Source organism: Shewanella sp. MF08487, assembly GCF_050848685.1.
Classification (GTDB): domain Bacteria; phylum Pseudomonadota; class Gammaproteobacteria; order Enterobacterales; family Shewanellaceae; genus Shewanella; species Shewanella glacialipiscicola.
Window position 1 is genome coordinate 33,664 of record NZ_JBOZPB010000008.1, and the last position, 18,367, is coordinate 52,030.

Annotated in this window: 22 protein-coding genes; 19 read left to right on the forward strand and 3 right to left on the reverse strand. The window is 43.4% G+C overall.

The window, feature by feature from the left end; genetic code table 11:
• The first annotated feature begins 9 nt into the window (after positions 1-9).
• The 19 genes from ACRN9H_RS07775 (at position 10) to ACRN9H_RS07865 (ending at position 15,590) form a co-directional block, all read left to right on the forward strand.
• Positions 10-744, forward strand: a complete 735-nt coding sequence (locus tag ACRN9H_RS07775; RefSeq protein WP_432305926.1) for a flagellar basal body rod protein FlgF — start codon at positions 10-12, stop codon at positions 742-744.
• Positions 745-755: 11 nt separating this feature from the next.
• Positions 756-1,541, forward strand: a complete 786-nt coding sequence (gene flgG / locus ACRN9H_RS07780; protein ID WP_432305927.1) for a flagellar basal-body rod protein FlgG — start codon at positions 756-758, stop codon at positions 1,539-1,541.
• Positions 1,542-1,551: 10 nt separating this feature from the next.
• Positions 1,552-2,214, forward strand: a complete 663-nt coding sequence (gene flgH / locus ACRN9H_RS07785) for a flagellar basal body L-ring protein FlgH (protein WP_432305928.1) — start codon at positions 1,552-1,554, stop codon at positions 2,212-2,214.
• 14 nt (positions 2,215-2,228) lie between these two features.
• A complete protein-coding gene (locus tag ACRN9H_RS07790) occupies positions 2,229-3,347 on the forward strand; it encodes a flagellar basal body P-ring protein FlgI (protein WP_432313183.1) in 1,119 nt (372 codons plus the stop codon).
• Positions 3,347-3,754 (forward strand): rod-binding protein, encoded by a 408-nt coding sequence (locus ACRN9H_RS07795; protein ID WP_076498945.1) that lies wholly within the window; start codon positions 3,347-3,349, stop codon positions 3,752-3,754. The genes ACRN9H_RS07790 and ACRN9H_RS07795 overlap by 1 nt, the downstream gene beginning before the upstream one ends.
• Positions 3,751-5,124 carry a flagellar hook-associated protein FlgK gene (gene flgK, locus ACRN9H_RS07800; protein ID WP_432313184.1) on the forward strand — a complete coding sequence of 458 codons (1,374 nt, stop codon included), beginning with the start codon at positions 3,751-3,753 and terminating at the stop codon, positions 5,122-5,124. Before ACRN9H_RS07795 ends, flgK begins: the two co-directional genes overlap by 4 nt.
• Positions 5,125-5,135: 11 nt before the next feature.
• Positions 5,136-6,053, forward strand: a complete 918-nt coding sequence (gene flgL / locus ACRN9H_RS07805) for a flagellar hook-associated protein FlgL (protein WP_432313185.1) — start codon at positions 5,136-5,138, stop codon at positions 6,051-6,053.
• 20 nt (positions 6,054-6,073) lie between these two features.
• The gene (locus ACRN9H_RS07810; RefSeq protein ID WP_432313186.1) at positions 6,074-7,087 is read left to right on the forward strand and encodes a hypothetical protein; all 1,014 of its coding nucleotides are present in this window, start codon (positions 6,074-6,076) and stop codon (positions 7,085-7,087) included.
• A gap of 317 nt (positions 7,088-7,404) precedes the next feature.
• Positions 7,405-8,217, forward strand: a complete 813-nt coding sequence (locus ACRN9H_RS07815) for a flagellin (protein ID WP_432313187.1) — start codon at positions 7,405-7,407, stop codon at positions 8,215-8,217.
• A 313-nt stretch (positions 8,218-8,530) separates the two neighbouring features.
• Entirely contained in the window at positions 8,531-9,874 is a 1,344-nt protein-coding gene (gene fliD / locus ACRN9H_RS07820; RefSeq protein ID WP_432313188.1) for a flagellar filament capping protein FliD, read from the forward strand.
• Positions 9,875-9,887: 13 nt separating this feature from the next.
• Positions 9,888-10,268: a flagellar export chaperone FliS gene (fliS, locus tag ACRN9H_RS07825; protein WP_432305936.1), complete on the forward strand. Its 381-nt coding sequence runs from the start codon at positions 9,888-9,890 to the stop codon at positions 10,266-10,268.
• Entirely contained in the window at positions 10,237-10,563 is a 327-nt protein-coding gene (locus ACRN9H_RS07830; protein ID WP_432313189.1) for a hypothetical protein, read from the forward strand. The genes fliS and ACRN9H_RS07830 overlap by 32 nt, the downstream gene beginning before the upstream one ends.
• The gene (locus ACRN9H_RS07835) at positions 10,553-11,815 is read left to right on the forward strand and encodes a flagellar hook-length control protein FliK (protein ID WP_432313190.1); all 1,263 of its coding nucleotides are present in this window, start codon (positions 10,553-10,555) and stop codon (positions 11,813-11,815) included. Before ACRN9H_RS07830 ends, ACRN9H_RS07835 begins: the two co-directional genes overlap by 11 nt.
• 15 nt (positions 11,816-11,830) lie before the next feature.
• Positions 11,831-12,298: a flagellar basal body-associated FliL family protein gene (locus ACRN9H_RS07840; protein ID WP_432313191.1), complete on the forward strand. Its 468-nt coding sequence runs from the start codon at positions 11,831-11,833 to the stop codon at positions 12,296-12,298.
• A 5-nt stretch (positions 12,299-12,303) separates the two neighbouring features.
• Positions 12,304-13,020, forward strand: coding sequence for an RNA polymerase sigma factor FliA (locus ACRN9H_RS07845; RefSeq protein WP_076498919.1), 717 nt, complete (start codon positions 12,304-12,306; stop codon positions 13,018-13,020).
• A 23-nt stretch (positions 13,021-13,043) separates the two neighbouring features.
• Positions 13,044-13,901 (forward strand): flagellar motor stator protein MotA, encoded by an 858-nt coding sequence (gene motA, locus ACRN9H_RS07850; protein WP_432313192.1) that lies wholly within the window; start codon positions 13,044-13,046, stop codon positions 13,899-13,901.
• Positions 13,901-14,833 carry a flagellar motor protein MotB gene (locus tag ACRN9H_RS07855; protein ID WP_432313193.1) on the forward strand — a complete coding sequence of 311 codons (933 nt, stop codon included), beginning with the start codon at positions 13,901-13,903 and terminating at the stop codon, positions 14,831-14,833. Before motA ends, ACRN9H_RS07855 begins: the two co-directional genes overlap by 1 nt.
• 25 nt (positions 14,834-14,858) lie before the next feature.
• Positions 14,859-15,293 (forward strand): pilus assembly protein PilZ, encoded by a 435-nt coding sequence (locus ACRN9H_RS07860; protein WP_432313194.1) that lies wholly within the window; start codon positions 14,859-14,861, stop codon positions 15,291-15,293.
• 9 nt (positions 15,294-15,302) lie between these two features.
• Complete coding sequence (locus ACRN9H_RS07865; RefSeq protein ID WP_432313195.1) at positions 15,303-15,590, forward strand: hypothetical protein; 288 nt, start codon at positions 15,303-15,305, stop codon at positions 15,588-15,590.
• A 158-nt stretch (positions 15,591-15,748) separates the two neighbouring features.
• Here the strand turns inward: ACRN9H_RS07865 and ric are convergent, their stop codons facing one another.
• The 3 genes from ric to dusB all read right to left on the reverse strand — a co-directional run bounded on the left by ric (position 15,749) and on the right by dusB (position 18,217).
• Entirely contained in the window at positions 15,749-16,498 is a 750-nt protein-coding gene (ric, locus tag ACRN9H_RS07870; protein ID WP_432313196.1) for an iron-sulfur cluster repair di-iron protein, read from the reverse strand.
• Between the two features lie 428 nt (positions 16,499-16,926).
• Positions 16,927-17,232 carry a DNA-binding transcriptional regulator Fis gene (gene fis / locus ACRN9H_RS07875; protein ID WP_006083371.1) on the reverse strand — a complete coding sequence of 102 codons (306 nt, stop codon included), beginning with the start codon at positions 17,230-17,232 and terminating at the stop codon, positions 16,927-16,929.
• Between the two features lie 16 nt (positions 17,233-17,248).
• Complete coding sequence (dusB, locus tag ACRN9H_RS07880) at positions 17,249-18,217, reverse strand: tRNA dihydrouridine synthase DusB (RefSeq protein ID WP_432313197.1); 969 nt, start codon at positions 18,215-18,217, stop codon at positions 17,249-17,251.
• Positions 18,218-18,367: the final 150 nt, after the last annotated feature.

Genomic DNA, 18,367 nt, shown 5'->3' on the forward strand with positions numbered 1-18,367 from the left:
GGCATTAATATGGATAAGATGCTTTATACCGCCGCTAGCGGCGCTGTTCGTATTCTTGAAGCGCAAAGTATTCGTGCTAACAACTTAGCTAATGCTGATACCGCAGGCTTTAAAGCCGATCTTGAGCGCGTGAATGCGGTGCCTTTAGCCGCTCAAGGTAATAGCTTGAATACGCGGGTCATGGCGCAGACAGAAAACAGTGGTTTCAGTCATCAAAGTGGGGTGCTTAATCCTACTGGCCGTACGTTGGATTTAGCGATTCGAGATCGGGGTTTATTTAGCGTCGCAGTCGATGGCGGTGAAGCGTATACCCGCTCAGGTGCTATGGTCACCAATGCCGAGGGGATGTTAACGGTTGATGGTCGGCAGGTATTAGGTATCGATGGTCCTATGCAGTTACCTGAGCATAAAGATCTCTTCATTGGTGAGGATGGTACCGTCAGTATTTTACCTTCAGAAGGTGGAATTATTGAGGAAGTGGGTCGATTAAAGCTCGTCAATCCAGATTTAGCGTTAATGCAAAAAGGCCCTGATGGCTTGCTCTATAGCCGTGATGGTCAAGTCATGGCGCAGAATGAAGATGTTTTGGTTGATAGTGGTTTCCTTGAGTCGAGTAATGTGCAAGCAGTGTCTGAGCTTATTGCATCCATGGATTTAAGTCGTCAATTTGAAATTCAAGTTAAATTAATGAAAAGTGCAGAAAAATTAGCTGAGTCTGGTAATCGTCTGCTTGGCAATGTTTAAGGATTATTGGTATGCAATCAGCTTTATGGGTGAGTAAAACCGGTCTCGCAGCACAAGATACTAAAATGACTACGATTGCCAACAACTTGGCAAACGTTAATACCACTGGTTTTAAACGTGACCGTGTTGCGTTTAACGATCTTTTCTATCAGGTCCAACGCCAGCCCGGTGGGCAGGTTGACGCCTTAAATACCCTGCCATCAGGATTACAGTTAGGTGCGGGTACACGCGTTGTCGGCACGCAAAAAATATTCACCACTGGTGATATGCAAAACACCAGTCAGCAATTAGATTTAGCGATTGAAGGCCATGGTTTTTTTCAAGTAGAGGAACCAAGTGGTGATCTGGCTTATACCCGTGATGGTCAATTCTATCGCAGTAGCGAAGGTATGATGGTGACGTCTCAGGGCTTGCCTTTAGTGCCTAATATTGTCATCCCTGAAGATGCATTAACCGTGACCATTGCAAGCGACGGTGTGGTGACTGCAAAAATGGCGGGTGAGGCAGATCCTCAAGATTTAGGTCAAATTACACTGATTAACTTTACCAACCCAGCCGGATTGGAAGCGCGTGGTGATAACCTTTATCGTGAAACAGCAGCCTCGGGTGTTGCGGTTGAAGGTGTGGCAGGCGATCAAGCCTTAGGCGCTTTACGCCAAGGCGCGCTCGAAGGCGCAAACGTGAACGTGGTTGAAGAAATGGTTGAAATGATTTCTACGCAAAGAGCGTACGAGATGAATGCAAAGGTCGTTTCAGCCTCCGATGACATGCTCAAATTCCTTAATCAATCGTTATAGAGAGGCAATAATGCGTTGGTTATGGCTTTTATGTTTTGTATTTTTATCCGGTTGCATGTCTCATATTCCACCTTCAGAGACTAAGCCTGGGACTAAAGAATGGGCACCACCTGAGATTGACTACAGTTTGCCAGATGCGAAAGACGGCAGCGTATATCGTCCGGGTTTTATGCTGACGTTATTTAAGGATAAACGTGCTTATCGTGAAGGCGATATTTTAACTGTCGCATTAGATGAAAAAACCTACTCGAGCAAAAAAGCTGACACCAAAACCAATAAAGAGAGTGATATGGGTTTGGGTCTTGCGGGCAACTTTGGTGACAATAGTACTAAAGCGGATGGTAAAACCTCTTTTTCACGTGGGTTTAATGGTGCTGGCTCAAGTACTCAGCAAAACCAGTTATCAGGCTCAATTACGGTCACGGTTTCTAAGGTATTACCTAATGGTACGGTATTGATCCGTGGTGAAAAATGGTTGCGCTTGAATCAAGGTGATGAGTATTTACGTCTGCTTGGGATAATACGTACCGATGATATTGGTAACGACAACACTATCTCATCTCAACGTATTGCCGATGCCAGAATTATTTACGGTGGACAAGGCGCTATTGCCGACAGTAACGCTATGGGGTGGGCTTCTCGTTATTTTAACAGCCCATGGTTCCCGCTTTAGCCAAGGATTTTTTGATGCTACGTTGTTTATTATTGTTACTTTTGGCTAGCTGTTCCCTACAAGCCCAAGAGCAAAATCAAAGCCGTTATTTAATGGATATTGTTGATGTGCAAGGTCTACGAGACAACCAGCTCGTGGGTTATGGCTTAGTTGTGGGCTTAAATGGTACAGGAGATCGCTCTCAAGTTAAATTTACCAGCCAGTCAGTGGTTAACATGCTTAAGCAATTTGGCGTGCAAATTGATGATAAAACCGATCCTAAGCTAAAGAACGTTGCAGCCGTTGCTGTGCATGCCACTATTACCTCGCTGGCAAGTCCTGGGCAGTCTTTAGATGTGACAGTGTCATCACTGGGTGATGCTAAAAGCTTACAGGGCGGTACTTTACTGATGACGCCTTTACGTGCTGTTGATGGTGAAGTTTACGCCGTTGCGCAGGGAAACTTAGTTGTGGGCGGTATTTCAGCGTCGGGGCGTAATGGCTCGTCAGTCACTGTCAATGTCCCCACTGTAGGCACTATTCCTAATGGCGCTCTACTTGAAGCCCACATAAAAAGTAACTTTAGTGACAACGAAGACATTATTTTAAACCTCAAAGATCCTAACTTTAAAACCGCCCGCAATATAGAACGAGCCGTAAATGAGTTATTTGGGCCAGATATTGCCCGTGCACAAGACCATGCAAAAGTGTTGATCCATGCACCAAAATCAAATCGTGAACGTGTGACGTTCATGTCAATGCTTGAAGAGCTGAAAATCGATCAAGGTCGACGTTCACCTCGGATCGTGTTTAATAGCCGCACCGGAACCGTTGTACTGGGTGGCGATGTAGTTGTGCGTAAAGCTGCTGTGAGCCACGGCAATTTGACGGTCACAATCGTAGAACAGCAAAATGTAAGCCAACCAAATGGGGCTTATTTAGGCAATGCCGCAGGTCAAACCGTAGTGACAAATGACAGTCAAGTCATGGTTGAACAAGGTAATAAACGTATGTTTGTCTGGCCTGAAGGGACCTCAATAGAAGCCATTGTGAGGGCGGTAAATAGTTTAGGCGCAACCCCAATGGATTTGATGGCGATTCTAGAAGCGTTAGCAGAAGCGGGTTCCTTAGAAGCTGATTTGGTGGTGATCTAATGAAAGTTGAAAATACTGGCGGCTATTTAAATAAACTTAATGCCGAAGATCTGATTAAAGCCAACGGCGAGCAGGGCGCACTTAAATTAGTGAGCCAACAGTTTGAGGCACAATTCTTACAGACGGTACTGAAACAAATGCGCTCGGCCACCGACGCTATGTCCGATGAAGATAGCCCTTTAACCTCTAAAAGTAATGACGGCATATACCAAGACCTTCACGATGCAGAGCTCGCGAGTCGATTGAGTAAAGTTAACGGCATGGGTTTAGCTGAGGTAATGACTAAGCAATTATCACGCTCATTTCAGTCAGCTAAAGATCCGGTCGCCTTTGATCCTCAACAGATGACAACTACAGCGATGCAGCCAGCACTTATTTTGCGGCCCATCGGCAAGGATTTTAAATGAGCATGTTGAACATTGGTAAGTCTGGCCTGCTGGCAAGTATGGCCGCATTGAATGCGACTTCAAATAATGTTGCTACTGCTATGGTTGATGGCTATTCACGCCAACAAGTGATGTTAAGTTCGGTCGGTGGCGGAGCTTACGGTGGTGGCGCAGGCGTTTTTGTTGATGGCGTACGCCGAATTTCTGATCAGTATGAAGTCGCTCAATTATGGCAAACCACGAGTGCGGTTGGTTTTTCTAAAGTGCAGAGCAGTTATTTACGTCAAGCTGAGCAGGTATTTGGCGCCGAAGGCAATAATGTATCACAAGGGTTAGATCAATTATTTGCGGCATTAAACTCCTCCATGGAGCAACCAAACCTTATTGCCTATCGACAAGGTGTGCTTAATGAGGCTAAAGCGCTCACGCAAAGAGTGAATGCCATTAACGACAACATCGACTCACAACGTAGCCAAATTAATGGCCAATTAGGCGCGTCTGCAAAAGAAGTGACCTCGCAGCTGGCGATTATCGCCAACTTTAACCGCGATATTCAAGCGGCAAGTGTCACAGGGACTATCCCGCCAGCGCTACAAGATGGCCGAGATGCGGCGATTGATGCCTTAGCTGCCATTGTCGATATTCGCGTGGTTGAAGATAGTCAGGGTATGGTGAATATCTCTTTGGCTAGGGGCGAACCATTATTAACCGGCAATACAGCGGCTAAGCTTACCAGCGCTCCCGATCCTACCAATCCTAAAAATAATCTGGTATCGATTACCTTTGGTCAGAGTCAGTTTACTGTTGATATGGCAGCGGGTGGAAGTTTGGGTGCACTGCTTAACTATCGTGATACTCAACTGGAAGGCTCTCAAGCCTATATTGATGAGCTAGCCGTTATGCTTGCGACTGAGTTTAATACTATTCTGGCTGCCGGTACGGATTTAAATGGGGCAACGCCCACGCAAGATTTATTTACTTTTGATGCAAATAATCCTGGCGGAAGTTTATCTATAACGGCTGGGTTTACGCCTGACAAATTGGCCTTTGGTAAAGATGGTAGCCAAGGGGATAACACGAATCTTAAAGATTTAGTCCAACTTGCGAGTAAAGAACTTAATTTTACCAGCTTAGGTAGCAACACTAGTTTCTCTGAATCGTTTTCGAGCAAGGTAGGTCAATTAGGTTCAGCATCACGCCAAGCTATTTCTTTTGCTAAAACCAGTATTGATTTACAAAATGATGCGCAATCCCAATGGGCCAGTACCAGTGGCGTTAGCCCCGATGAAGAGGGAATTAACCTGATTATTTATCAGCAGTCATATATGGCAAATGCCAAAGTGATTTCTACTGCGGATCAGCTGTTTCAAGTTATGCTAAGTAGCTTTTAAGGATTTTATTTATGCGCGTTACCATGCAAAATTTATATACCAATAATTTAAACAGCTTACAAAATACTACCTATGATGTGGCACGTTTGAATCAAATGATGTCAAAAAGAGTATCAATCCTAGCCCCATCAGATGACCCTATTGGTGTGGTTAGGGTGATGGATAATCAGCGAGATCTGGCGCTAGTTAATCAATATGTTAAAAATATTGATGCGTTAAGCACCAGCATGGGGCGCTCTGAAACTTATTTATCTAGCATGGTTGAGACTCAGCACCGGATGCGAGAAATCAGTATTGCAACCAATAGTTCAAATCTTTCTGCAGAGGATAGAAAAGCCTATGCCTCTGAAATGGAAGAGCTATTAAAGGGGTTGGTTGATAATATTAATGCCCAAGATGAATCAGGTAATTATCTATTTTCAGGTAATGCCGTTGATAAAGTTCCAGTAGTTAAAGATGCTAGCGGCAAATATATTTACCAAGGTGATGCCAGCCAACGCAGTGTACAAACCTCTAGCTCTTCGTGGACGACGGCTAATGTCACTGCTGAAGCTGTGCTATTTTCCAATGCGAGCCAAGATATTTTAAATCAAGCGATGGATTATATTACCGTATTAAAAGATCCCAGTTTATCACCTACTGACGGCGCTTTTAGTACTGCGGCAGGGGCAATGCAAACGACTTTGAACGAGACCTTAGACAGTATCGGTGCAGCCATCACGGATTTTGGTGGTAAACAAAATAACCTGTCACTAGTAAAAAGCTCCCATGAAGAAATGATACTTTTTAGTAAGCAAGTGATTGGTGAAACGCAGGAGTTGGATTATGCCGCGGCGACTGCTGAGTTTAATGTCAAGTTAACCGCCTTAAAGATCACCCAGCAAACATTTGTACAGATTAGCCAGCTGTCCCTTTTTAATCATATGTAAGTCATCTAGGTAGCAGTAAAATGATTAAAGGGATTGGAGAGTCACTCACTCAATTACGTCAAAGCCAAACCGTCACATCACATTATGTGGCGCCACTTGCTGTTTCACCCCGTGGCGACGCAAAAGCGCGGCCCATTCCCAAACATAGGTTAGAAACCTATGGGCGCTGGGCTAAAGTGACGCAAGAACAGCACAATATCAGTGCCTCACAAGTCGTATTAAAGAGTTTACTCAGCGCGAAAGAGTTGCTGAGTTTGTTGCATCGACAACTGCAAAGCTGCCTGTTTAATAAAACGGCTACGCCAACAGAAGCGATTGAACAGGCAGAGCAATATCGACAAGAGTTACTGCAAATTCAACCGACTTACCAAGGTAAAATATTATTAGATCATCATTTTAACTTAGTTTCAGTGTCACAACCGGCTACCACTCACCAGTTCAGATTTAGGCGGGTTGACTTAACAGCCAGCAAAAACCGTGATGAGCACATCACCCTTTATGGGCCTAAAAAAACACTGCATTTATACTTACCCGCTAATCAAAATCGCTTAGCACTACAGCAGGTTATTGAGCCTGTTTTAGCGCAACTAGAGATAAGTATTGATCACTCCATTAGCCATGAAACGGTATTCAGTGTGACATCAGAGCGCTGGTTAGCGCTTAATAAAGGCATATTAATGGTGGGTGAAGGGCAACGCTTGCCCGCAGGTGAGCCACGTAATATTCATCTAGAAGAAATCTTTAGCTGGCAAGATCCGCGCGAGTGGCGCTTCACTGATATTGATATGTTAAAAATAACACTCGCTAAAATAGCCAAAGTGGCTAAAAAAATTGCACTGCAAATCGAAGCTATTCAAGCCTCGCATCGATTATTGCTCGCAAAGGCTAAGCAATTAAATGCTGTCAGTCTGCCGAAAGAAGATTTGCAGTATTTGCATAAATTTATGCAACCTACGCCTTTTGCTTACCAAATGATCTCGCTACTAGCACAAAGCAATGCAAACCGTGAACAGGTAAGCGCCTTGTTGGTGTGAGTGGTTATTGCGCGACTGCGCAATAATCTAAGCGCATTGTTATTATTGAAGTGGCATATTGCATCTTGATGCCAGTGGGCTAAGTCCACTGGCATTTTTGTATCGGTGGTTAAACGAGTGTTCATAATCATTAGTAACTGTTTTTACGAGCTTATTTAACATTTTGCTTTAAAGCTTTATGCTCAGTTTTATATTTAGTTGGGCAAATGACATATTTTTTCAAATATCGTTTCAGTTATCAGCAGAAGCTGCCGCTTTAATTAGTTATCCCTGTAATCAGGTCTAATCAAGTTATTTAATATTTTTGGAGAATTAATATGTTAGGTGTTCACACAAACTACGCGTCAATCGTTGCACAAGGTGCCGTTAACAAAAGTAACAACCTACTGACCAACGCTATGGAGCGTTTATCTACTGGTCTGCGTATCAACAGTGCATCTGATGATGCTGCAGGTCTACAAATTGCTAACCGCATGAATGCCAACGTGCGTGGCATGGAAACAGCCTCTCGTAACATTTCTGATGCGACTTCTATGTTGCAAACGGCAGATGGCGCCTTAGAAGAAATAAATACCATTGCTAACCGTCAAAAAGAATTAGCCACACAAGCAGCGAACGGGGTTAACTCAACTGATGATATGACAGCTTTGGATGCGGAATTTCAGGAGCTAAGTTTAGAAGTCACTCGTATCTTAGGCAAAACTACCTATGCGGGTAATGACTTGTTTACAGAACTAGCTACTGCTAAAGGTGTTACTTTCCAAATTGGTTCTGATAAGACCGAGACACTTGAGGTTAAATTCGATACTCCAGCAGCAATAGCAACTACTGTTAAATTAGATACGGGCGCTAACGCAAGATTAGCACTTGATGAAGTTGATACACTTCTTAAAGCTGTGGGTACTGCACGTTCAGATTTAGGTGCCAACATTAACCGTCTTGGTCATACCGCCTCTAACCTTACTAGCATAACTGAAAATACCAAAGCCGCAGCTGGCCGTATTATGGATGCTGATTTTGCTGTTGAGTCTGCCAACATGACACGCAACCAATTACTGGTTCAAGCGGGTACGACAGTACTGGCTTCTGCTAACCAGAATACGGGTTTAGTCATGGGTCTGTTACGTTAATTAAAGCTCATGTTAGCGAGCGTCTTCACTAAGCTGATATAGCTTTTTAATGCCGCTCATTAAGCTAGCCAATATGAGTGTGAATGCCAGTGAGCTAAGCTGACTGGCATTTTTATTATATTGCTTTAAAAACACTTAAGCTCAGCAGCTCTACGTTGCGATTTAGCATTTCACAGTGGAAGGCAGGTTTCCGTTTAATAGCTTTCTACGGAAGCGCATTGCTCACGCTAACCATGTCGCAGATTAAATGTTGTTTAAAAACAACTAATTAATTTTGGCATGTGTTTTGCTTTTCAATTTATTGGAGGTAGTTATGATTTCAGGTATGAGTGCGGCACAATTTGCTCAGCAATTGGTTGGCGCAGACCGTGCGGGTAAAGATACGCTTTATAAAGGCAAACTAACGACCAGCAAAACACAGCTAGATGCCTATACGTTGCTTGAAACCAACATGAAGAAGATGGCCACTAAGCTCAGTGAAATGGGTGGTGCCACCAATGGTAAAATGGCGACTGTGTCGGGTGATAATGCCACTGCCACAGTGAAATCTGATGCACCTAAAGGTAACTACGATTTAAGTGTGCAGAAGTTGGCACAAGCGCATCAGCTGACTAAAACCTACGCCACTGAAAACGAAATGCTACCCGCAACTGGCGTCATTAGCATTCAAGTAGGCAGTGACCCGGCAAAGCGTTTAGAAATTGATTTAGCAACGATTAATGGTGGCGCGGCTATTTCCGTATCGCAGCTACGCGATGTTATCAATAAGCAAGCGGGTGATACTGGCGTACAAGCATCATTGGTGCGCACCGGTAATCAAATCGAATTTATGCTGTCGTCAAAGGAATCTGGCGTAGCGAATAAGCTGCAAGTGCAGTTTGATGGTGCCGATTGGGGCATGACAGAACGCCGCGCCGCGCAAGATGCACAGTTAACGTTAAACGGTATTAGTATTACCAGCAGTAGCAACTACCTAGAAAACGTAGTTGATGGCGTGAGTCTTGAATTAGTCAAAGTACATGCAGCTGGCGAAAGCAGCATGATTAAAGTGACTGAAGATTTTGAAGCCAATAAGACAGCGGTTAAAGATTTTGTCGATTCTTTTAATTCTTTAATGACACAAATCAATCAATTGACTCGCTCTGTAGGCGTGAGTACCTCCGGCAGTGACACCGCGGATAAAGATAAAGACGATAAAACACCTGCAGTCAGTCAAGCGCAGATTGGTGTGTTGAAAGGTGATACTTCGATTCGTTTATTACAGACTAAGTTGCGTGATTCAGTATTTGCCAGTGCACCAAACGGCATGCGTTTATCTGATATTGGTATTGAGATGGGCCGTGATGGCAAGCTTAAAATTGACGATGCGAAACTGACTGATAGTTTTAAAGCGGATCCCGAAAAAGTACAGGCAATGTTTACTGGTAAAGATAGTTATATCAGTAACATAGAAAAAACTTTAAAACCGTTTACACAGTTCAATGGCTATATTGATACCAAACAAGAAACCATAAACAAACAAATTAAAAGTGTGAATGACAGTATGGACCGTCACAATTATCAAATGACTCAGCGATATCAGATTTATTTGACGCAATTTACGGCAATGGAAGCGACGATTAATCAATTTAGTGCAGCGAGCGGGTTATTTAACTAGGAAATTATCATCAATGTTAAACGAGTACGATCCATTTAATGCTTATAAACAAACGGCGTTAGATGCACAAGTCGCTGCGGCAACGCCCCACGATATGGTACGTATGTTACTTGAAGGCTTATTGGAAGAACTAGAACGAGCTGCTGGCCATATGGAATATCAACGCTTTGAAGCCAAAGGGATGAGTATTCATAAGTGCCTTAACATAGTACATGGCTTGGATTCGATGCTCGACCTTGAAAATGGCGGTGAAGTGGCGCTGAGTTTACATCGTCTTTATGACTTTTGTAGCCGACAACTGGTGAGCGCCAGTGTGGAAAACAGTGCTGAAGCTTTGGTGCCCGTAACTCAGGTAATAACGAATGTTAGAGAAGGATGGACCAATCTCAATTAAACAGTGGGCGCGTTTTGGCAGTGCTTTACGCCAATATGCAGATACTCAAGATTGGGACAACGTCCGAAAAGTGAATATCGCTTTGGTCAAAGCGCTGCAACAAGCAGGCAAGACTAACGATACCGAGCAACAATCTGCTCGCGACGCATTAAAGTGTATTCATGCTCAAGTGCTACAAGAGTTGATATTAGCTCGTGATGAATTAGCGACAGAGATGAGCCGTTTTAAGGAACAACAAGCAGGCTTAGCGGCCTATCAATTAACGCAAGTGAGTGGAGCTTTGGATGATCGCTGATCTTCTTTCAACTCGTCCAGTGGGGGCAAATACCCACTCGACAGCTAAAGTAACAAGTGCAGTTGATCAGGATAAATCTGCGTCATTTACCTCTGTCGCACTTGCTGTTGATTCGGCCTCGACTCAAAAACCTTTAGAGGAAGTACAGTGTAACCCAACGGCTGAGCACTGTGTTTTTGATGGGGCTGGCGACAATGACACCCTTCTAAACCAAGCGGTTACAGTTGATATGTTAGGTGGTATATCTTTTGCCACAGCATCGCAAAGCCTGCCGTTGTCGTTATTGAATCGCGCCGTTATGGGGGCTGATAGTATAAACCTTGATGCTGAAAATAGCTTAACTACGATCAGTGGCTTGGCTACCGCAAGCAGCTTAACTGCCCCAAGTAGCTTAACTGCCACAAGTCACTCCACAGGAACGTTGCCTTTGACGGCTGCCGCTATTACTGCAACTAAAACGGTTAATCTAGTGCCTACGGTGCAAAACTTTACGTCTTTTATGTTGCCAACGAGCACTGAGACTCCAAGAGAAGCCTTAGGTGCAGGATTTGCTTTAGGGCAAGCATCTGCAATGACTTCATCGACAATGCTAGCGGGAGGAATTCCTCAGACTACGAGCATTAATACAGAGTCATCAAAAACCAGTAGCACATTTTCACCCGACTTTATGTTGGCTTCTTTTAATGACGATGCACCGCTGCTTAAATCAGATCCCTCGTTATTTCAACGTGTTTTCTCCGAATTTAGAGGACATGAAGTGAAGGATATTAATGCCATTGGATTACCCCAAGCTGCGGCGCCGCAAGCGGCAAGTACAACGCAATGGGGGCCGGTATCGTTAACGCCTGCAGCTCCCTTGGCACAGCAAACGCAGGAGATCCTAACTCCCTTAAGAGAACACCTTCGTTTTCAAGTCGATCAGCATATTAAACGGGCTGAATTAAGACTAGATCCGCCCGAGTTAGGGAAGATAGAGCTTAATATTCGCTTAGAGGGCGACCGTTTACAGGTACAAATGCATGCGGTAAACCCAGCCATTCGTGATGCTTTACTCAACGGATTAGAACGCCTTAGAGTTGATTTAGCGATGGACCATGGCGGCCAAATAGACGTTGATATTGGCCAAGGGGATGCACAACAAAAGCAGCAGGAAACTGCGCTATTTTCCTCATCAATTGCAGCAGAAACTACAGCTGAACAAGTAGTGGATACAGCACATAGAGAGAAATCTCAATTAGATTTGTTGGCTTAACGCCGGAGTCGTTTCATGGCAATTGCAAAATCTCAGTTAGTAAAAATTATCGTTGCTGTACTGGTACTGATTAGTTCTACCGCGGGCGCCTTTTGGGTTGGAAGTAATAATGCGGATTGGACGTTAACAAAATTGTTCGCTTCTGAACCGGAAGTCGAGCCTGTACCTGTGCCGAAATATTACCCACTAGAAAAGTTTGTTATCTCGATCCCTGGGGATAAATATCCGCATTATATGTTGTTAGAAATGTCATTAAAAAGCCGTAATCCCGGTATGCAAACGGTTTTAGTTGACTCAGATGCATTGCTGCGTAACGCAATGATGAAAATGTTTTCACGCAAAACATTTGCGGAGTTAAATAGTCTCGATCAACTCGATAGTCTGCAGGCCGAGGCATTGATATTAATGATAAAAGTGCTATCAGATAATCAGTTGCCATCGGATATCGACGAAGTGCTTTTTACCCGTATGGTTATTCAGTAACCATTATGACGACAGCAGGCCAACTGGCATACCAACAAGCCTCTGACTATCCAGTCGATGAACGCCAATCTGAACAACAGATTATTCGGCAATATTTACCATTGATTAAACGTGTCGTATCGCAAATGCGCAGCCATTGCGGCGTTATGTTGGCGCTCGAGGATATGGAGCAAATAGGCATGATGGCCTTGCTGGAGTCGTCTCGTCGTTACCCTGGCGAGCTGGATAATGGATTTATTTCTTTTGCCGGGCAGCGTATTCGCGGTGCGATATTGGATGAGTTGAGGCGCCAAGATTGGCGTCCAAGGCCCGTAAGGCAACAAGCCCACGAGCTCAATGATGTTGTTAGACGTTTGAGCCGAGAAATGGGGCGTGAACCCAGTGATGCTGAGGTTGCTAGCGCGTTAGGGCTGGGCGCCGAAGAATATCGAGAACGCTTATATTCAACACAGTCTGAGTCGATGAAAAGTTTGGACGAGCTGTTGTTGGGCGGTGAGCAGCCCGTAGATAGAAGTAATGATGTTGAACAATTACTCATCAAAAAAACCCTGATGAAAGTTATTTCGAAATTAAATGAAAGAGAACAGCTAATTCTGTCGCTTTACTATCATCATGAACTGAATTTAAAAGAAATTGCGATGGCATTGGGATTAACAGAAACGCGTATTTGCCAATTGCATAAATCAGCTATTTCACAGTTAAAAACAATATTGCAGCGCTAAAGTTTAAAAGTGAGAAGATCGTAATGAGTAAACTAGTTGGGCTGTTAATTATTTTAGCATCTGTATTTGGTGGATATGTTTGGGCTGGCGGTGCTTTAGCTGCATTATGGCAACCTGCTGAGATTTTAATCATTGCGGGTGCTGGCGTGGGGGCATTAATTATTGCTAATCCACAATCTGTTTTGAAAGAAATGTTTGAGCAATTAAAAGAATTGTTTCAGAAAGGTAAGGAAGATCCCGAATTCTATCCCCAACTATTTCCTTTAATGGGAATATTAATGGCGCAGATCCAATCACAGGGTCTAAAAGTGCTTGATGAACATTTAGAGAACCCGACACAGAGTTCTATTTTTCTCATGTATCCAGCAATGCTTGCTCAGCCACATGTTCTACAATTCTTAATCGATAATTTGCGCGTGCAATCGATAGGTAAAATATCTCCCCATGATTTAGAGCACATATTAGAAGAGGAAATCCATCGTATTGAGGAGGACCGATTACGGCCATCTGAAGCATTTAGTAAAGTGGGCGAAGCGATGCCTGGTTTTGGTATTTTAGCCGCAGTGCTCGGTATTATTATTACTATGTCTAATATCGACGGTCCAATTACTATGATTGGCGTTAAAGTTGCCGCAGCATTAGTGGGAACATTTATTGGTATTTTTGCCTGTTATTGTTTTTTTGATCCCATGTCAAAGGCACTAGAGCATTTAGTTGACCGCAAGTCGGCCCAACTACGTTGTATTGCAGCAATATTAGTGACCTTTTCAAAAGGTAAGCCTCCAATGATGGCGATTGATGCGGGACGAAAACAAATACAAAGTGAAAACCGTCCTTCATTTATTGAACTGGAACGTTGGATGGAAGGACAAAAAAGCTGATGCTCCACAACAATGAGCCAGTTATTATTAAGCGGCGTAAACGCGGCAAGCGTAATCATGGTCATGGTGGCGCGTGGAAAGTCGCTTTTGCTGACTTTACTCTTGCAATGATGGCATTGTTTATGGTGCTGTGGATTATGCAGATTGCTGACCAAAAAGAACGTACTATGATAGTGCAGTATCTGCGTGGCGATATGAATCCTTCGGGGCCAATCAATCCATTCGAACTAAGTCAGTCATCTTCTATGATTGATTTAGAGAGTAATACTACGTCCCTAGCGCCGCCTATCATTCCTTCTCAACCTACATTTCGAGGCGGGGAGTCTGAAGGGCACGAAGAAGGGGCATTGATCTCTGGACAGTTTGATACTCAAGCACAATTAACGGTATTAGCTCGAGAGCTAGATAAAGTCGTACAAAGCTCAAGTATGGCCGATAATATCGCTGTGACTGTTGTCCCCCAAGGGATCCGTATTTTAATTCATGACAATGTTAACCAATTTATGTTTACCCGCGGTAGTGCAAAAATGCAGCCTTATTTTGAGGAATTACTGTTATCTTTGGGGCCTCTTTTAAAGCTGATTACTAATAGTATGGTTATTTCTGGGCATACTGATTCGACGCCCTATGCGGGAGATTTGTTTACCAATTGGGAGTTGTCGAGTGAAAGGGCTTTATTGGCGCGTAGAGTACTTGAACGTGGTGGTGTAAAACGCGACCAAGTCATTCAAGTCACCGGAATGGCAGATCAAATCCCTTATATCACGACTGATACTGCAGCAGCGGCAAATCGTCGTATAGAAGCGTTAATTTTAACCTCTTCCGCAGAGCAGCTATTAAGAGGTATGATTGGCCCGCCAGAGCATGCGACCCAAAAGAGTATTACAGTAAATGAAATTACGCAGCAGGCAGTGATTAACTCGTTAAATTAGTTAAACTCATTTGTTAGGGATGACTATGAATCTGCATGAAGAGTTTTTGCATTCAAATGGTGAGGATGAATTTGCTGCAGACTACCAACATATTGAATTTGATAATCGTCGAATTCACCAGCGATTTAGTCTGAGGCATAATAAAAGGTCGCCATTGGCATTAGCTTGTGACGGTTTAACCGTTAATTTATCTACGACTCGTTGGTTCGTTTTTACTTCATTTGGCACCGCTAATATAAAAGACGTGAGTATTAGTGGTGTAGGTATTTTGAGCAATGAAGCTCTCACGATTGGAATGACATTCTATATCGAACTTGATGATATTCGTGTGTTATGTGAAGTGACTCGAGAACAACCGGTTAAGGGGCTATTAAAGTTTTTAGGCGCTCGCTGGATATCAGATAACAATATTGATGTCCAACGATTGGTCGATGCGATTAAATTACGGGCGAAAACATAGGGGCATGTAATGGCTGCATCTGTTAATCGTAACGGCTCAGATAAACTGCAAAAAGTCTTTCTTTATCTTATTCTGCTGAATTTGCTGTTACTTGCTGTCATCTCTCTTAATATGAATACACTACGTTTTAGTAATGGCGTTATTATTTTAATGATGATGTTTACCTACAATTATTTTCTTGCTCAATTATGTTATATACGTGCAGCAAGGTCACAGGATGCCTATCTTATTTATCCCGTTGTTATCGGAGCTCTCAGTTCTTTTTTCTTAGTAGTGTATTTTTTTCTTTTACATTAAGTGCTTCAAACATCATTTATTTTATGTATTAGAACTGTGAATTACGGCTATAGATCAGAAGGAGCCGTATCGATAATTATCCTGTAGTGGTTATCTAAAGCAAAGTTGAGAGTATGGATAACCACAAAAATGTGCTTATCCATTTCTCGTTATCAATTTTATTGCGCTAGAACGAGTGCTTTAGGGAATAAAATATTACTTTCTAAATGAATATGCCTGTGTAAGTCAGCCTCAAACTCTGCAAGTGTGGCATAACAAACGCGCCATGTAGTGCAGGCGTGTGGTGGTGGCGTAAAGTCGTTGGTTAATTGATGTAGTTGTTCCAAAATGGCCCCAGCTTCCTCATGCTCATGCTGCATAGCATTAATTGGATTGCTGATATGCCCAAAACAGCCGTTCACTTGCTCACCTTGGCTGAGTGCGCGAATGGCAGGAAATAATATTTTTTCTTCCTTCATTAAATGCGGCATTAAGTCTTCAATTAACGCGCGTACTAAACCTGCGAAAGGAATAATTTCGTCATGCTCTTTACCATGAGCTCTCACCATTTTTTCTGAGTATTCAATCAACAAAGGCCCTTTGGCGCGTATGTATTGATGATGGGTTGATTCGATAAAATCAATCAATTCTGCAAGCGGCAAATGATTCGACTCATCTTCTTTACCGTTAGTAAGGGATGCAGAGTTTAATGCTGCTATAACGGCTTTAGTATCAGCGCCAGCGCGTTCACAGGCGACAGATAATAATTTGCCACCGCCGCAACAAAAATCGATACCAAATTGACTAAATACATGGGCACGACGGAAATCTTCGACGACTAGTTCTCCGACTTTTCTATCTAACCAAGATTGAGATTTAGATGATTCTTCATAGACGAACAACTCAGATGATGCATTAGCAGATGACATAGAAACGCTCCAACACGGCAATTTATTTACATGCATGTTATTTGCATCTTAATGGGTAAGCAAGCAAAGCGTATTTCTATCTCTATAAAGTGTTAATTACGTCGCAATTTAATACTTAGCCACCATCAGTTAGGTGTTGTAACAATCGTGAGGTAATCGCTATTTGTAGATGAGTTGATGGGCCTCTTTTCAGTGGCACGGTAACAGTGGTATTTAACTCTATTTAAAAGCGATATTTTGATGGCGTAGCTAACGGCTTAATCTAGTGAGTGTTATTGGCGGTATAGCTTATGGCGTAATTGAGCAGGGCATTGCTGATGTAGATGACGGTGTAAATAGTTGTGTAAATATGTGCGTATCAAATAGCAAAAAAGCCTGAATTACTTCAGGCTTTTTCTTCTTCAATACAACAGCTTAATCCTTGCGGATTAATTCATGCCGTATTTCTTTAATTTTTTACGCAGAGTACCACGGTTGATACCTAGCATGTTTGCTGCGCGGGTTTGGTTGCCACGAGTGTGTTGCATGATGATGTCTAGCAGAGGTGCTTCCACTTCGCTTAATACCATTTCATAAACTTCTTGTGCTTCCTGACCGTCCAACTGTGCGAAGAAGTTAGTTACGGCACGTTTGACCGCATCACGTAATAACTGGGGCTTGATAGTGCCGTTTGCGGTTTCAATTTTGCCAACGGTAAGCTGGTGAACTTCTGTGTTAGTTGTCTGATCAAACATTCTATTCTGCTCTTTATTAATTCTGTACTAATTCATCAAAATAACATTCCACGAGGGAATACTGTTCTGCAGCGGTTTCCAGCCGATTAAAGTCAGCCCTAAATTGGCGCTGAACTTCTTGGTCTAGGTACCATCCCATATGTTTTCTGGCGAAGCGGATACCCTTATATTCACCATACAAATCATACAGTTTGGTGAGGTGTTCCAGCATCACTTGACGCTGTTCGGCAACCTCAATGGGCGCTAGCTTATTACCCGTTTCCAAGTAGTGCTGGATTTCTCTGAAAATCCAAGGTCGTCCTTGAGCACCCCGTCCTATCATCAAGGCATCGGCACCGGTGTATTCCAGCACAAAGCGGGCTTTTTCCGGACTGTCGATATCCCCATTGGCGACGACAGGAATCGAGACATTCTGTTTAATTGCTTTAATGGTGTCGTACTCGGCATTGCCTCTGTACATACATTGCCTCGTGCGGCCGTGAACGGCGAGCGAAGCGATGCCACAATCCTCTGCAATCTGGGCGATTTGAACACCATTCTTGTGTTCTGGCTCCCAACCGGTGCGAATCTTTAACGTGACGGGTACATTCACTGCGGCGACCACGGCTTGTAAAATTTCTTTTACCAGCGGCGGGTTTTGCATCAGCGCTGAGCCAGCCAGCTTTTTATTCACTTTTTTTGCGGGGCAACCCATATTGATATCAATGATGTGAGCGCCTTGTTCAACATTGAACAACGCAGCTTGCGCCATTAAATCAGGATCGGCTCCGGCTATTTGCACTGAGCGAATACCTTCTTCACCAGAATGCGTCATGCGCTGGCGGCTTTTATCCGTATCCCAAACATCGGGATTGGATGAAAGCATCTCAGAAACCGCTAAGGCAGCGCCATAACGAAGACAAAGATTACGAAAGGCTTGGTCGGTGACACCTGCCATTGGTGCCACGATCAGCTGATTTTTCAGTTGATAGGGTCCAATCTGCATTTTATGTTTCACCTTGCTCTTCAAAGGGGCGCTATAGTAGCCCTTTTTGTTGGCGATGCAAAGGTCAATAAATGACCTAGAGGCAATTTTATTTCTTGACATTTAATCGTCAAGAAGTCAGAGGCTATATTGTGGGAAGTCAACGGTGGC

Bases quoted from the DNA above. Each gene is read 5' to 3' on its own strand.
- ACRN9H_RS07775 (WP_432305926.1), top strand. From the start codon at position 10: ATGGATAAGATGCTTTATACCGCCGCTAGCGGCGCTGTTCGTATTCTT.
- flgG (WP_432305927.1), top strand. From the start codon at position 756: ATGCAATCAGCTTTATGGGTGAGTAAAACCGGTCTCGCAGCACAAGAT.
- flgH (WP_432305928.1), top strand. From the start codon at position 1,552: ATGCGTTGGTTATGGCTTTTATGTTTTGTATTTTTATCCGGTTGCATG.
- ACRN9H_RS07790 (WP_432313183.1), top strand. From the start codon at position 2,229: ATGCTACGTTGTTTATTATTGTTACTTTTGGCTAGCTGTTCCCTACAA.
- ACRN9H_RS07795 (WP_076498945.1), top strand. From the start codon at position 3,347: ATGAAAGTTGAAAATACTGGCGGCTATTTAAATAAACTTAATGCCGAA.
- flgK (WP_432313184.1), top strand. From the start codon at position 3,751: ATGAGCATGTTGAACATTGGTAAGTCTGGCCTGCTGGCAAGTATGGCC.
- flgL (WP_432313185.1), top strand. From the start codon at position 5,136: ATGCGCGTTACCATGCAAAATTTATATACCAATAATTTAAACAGCTTA.
- ACRN9H_RS07810 (WP_432313186.1), top strand. From the start codon at position 6,074: ATGATTAAAGGGATTGGAGAGTCACTCACTCAATTACGTCAAAGCCAA.
- ACRN9H_RS07815 (WP_432313187.1), top strand. From the start codon at position 7,405: ATGTTAGGTGTTCACACAAACTACGCGTCAATCGTTGCACAAGGTGCC.
- fliD (WP_432313188.1), top strand. From the start codon at position 8,531: ATGATTTCAGGTATGAGTGCGGCACAATTTGCTCAGCAATTGGTTGGC.
- fliS (WP_432305936.1), top strand. From the start codon at position 9,888: ATGTTAAACGAGTACGATCCATTTAATGCTTATAAACAAACGGCGTTA.
- ACRN9H_RS07830 (WP_432313189.1), top strand. From the start codon at position 10,237: ATGTTAGAGAAGGATGGACCAATCTCAATTAAACAGTGGGCGCGTTTT.
- ACRN9H_RS07835 (WP_432313190.1), top strand. From the start codon at position 10,553: ATGATCGCTGATCTTCTTTCAACTCGTCCAGTGGGGGCAAATACCCAC.
- ACRN9H_RS07840 (WP_432313191.1), top strand. From the start codon at position 11,831: ATGGCAATTGCAAAATCTCAGTTAGTAAAAATTATCGTTGCTGTACTG.
- ACRN9H_RS07845 (WP_076498919.1), top strand. From the start codon at position 12,304: ATGACGACAGCAGGCCAACTGGCATACCAACAAGCCTCTGACTATCCA.
- motA (WP_432313192.1), top strand. From the start codon at position 13,044: ATGAGTAAACTAGTTGGGCTGTTAATTATTTTAGCATCTGTATTTGGT.
- ACRN9H_RS07855 (WP_432313193.1), top strand. From the start codon at position 13,901: ATGCTCCACAACAATGAGCCAGTTATTATTAAGCGGCGTAAACGCGGC.
- ACRN9H_RS07860 (WP_432313194.1), top strand. From the start codon at position 14,859: ATGAATCTGCATGAAGAGTTTTTGCATTCAAATGGTGAGGATGAATTT.
- ACRN9H_RS07865 (WP_432313195.1), top strand. From the start codon at position 15,303: ATGGCTGCATCTGTTAATCGTAACGGCTCAGATAAACTGCAAAAAGTC.
- ric (WP_432313196.1), bottom strand. From the start codon at position 16,498: ATGTCATCTGCTAATGCATCATCTGAGTTGTTCGTCTATGAAGAATCA.
- fis (WP_006083371.1), bottom strand. From the start codon at position 17,232: ATGTTTGATCAGACAACTAACACAGAAGTTCACCAGCTTACCGTTGGC.
- dusB (WP_432313197.1), bottom strand. From the start codon at position 18,217: ATGCAGATTGGACCCTATCAACTGAAAAATCAGCTGATCGTGGCACCA.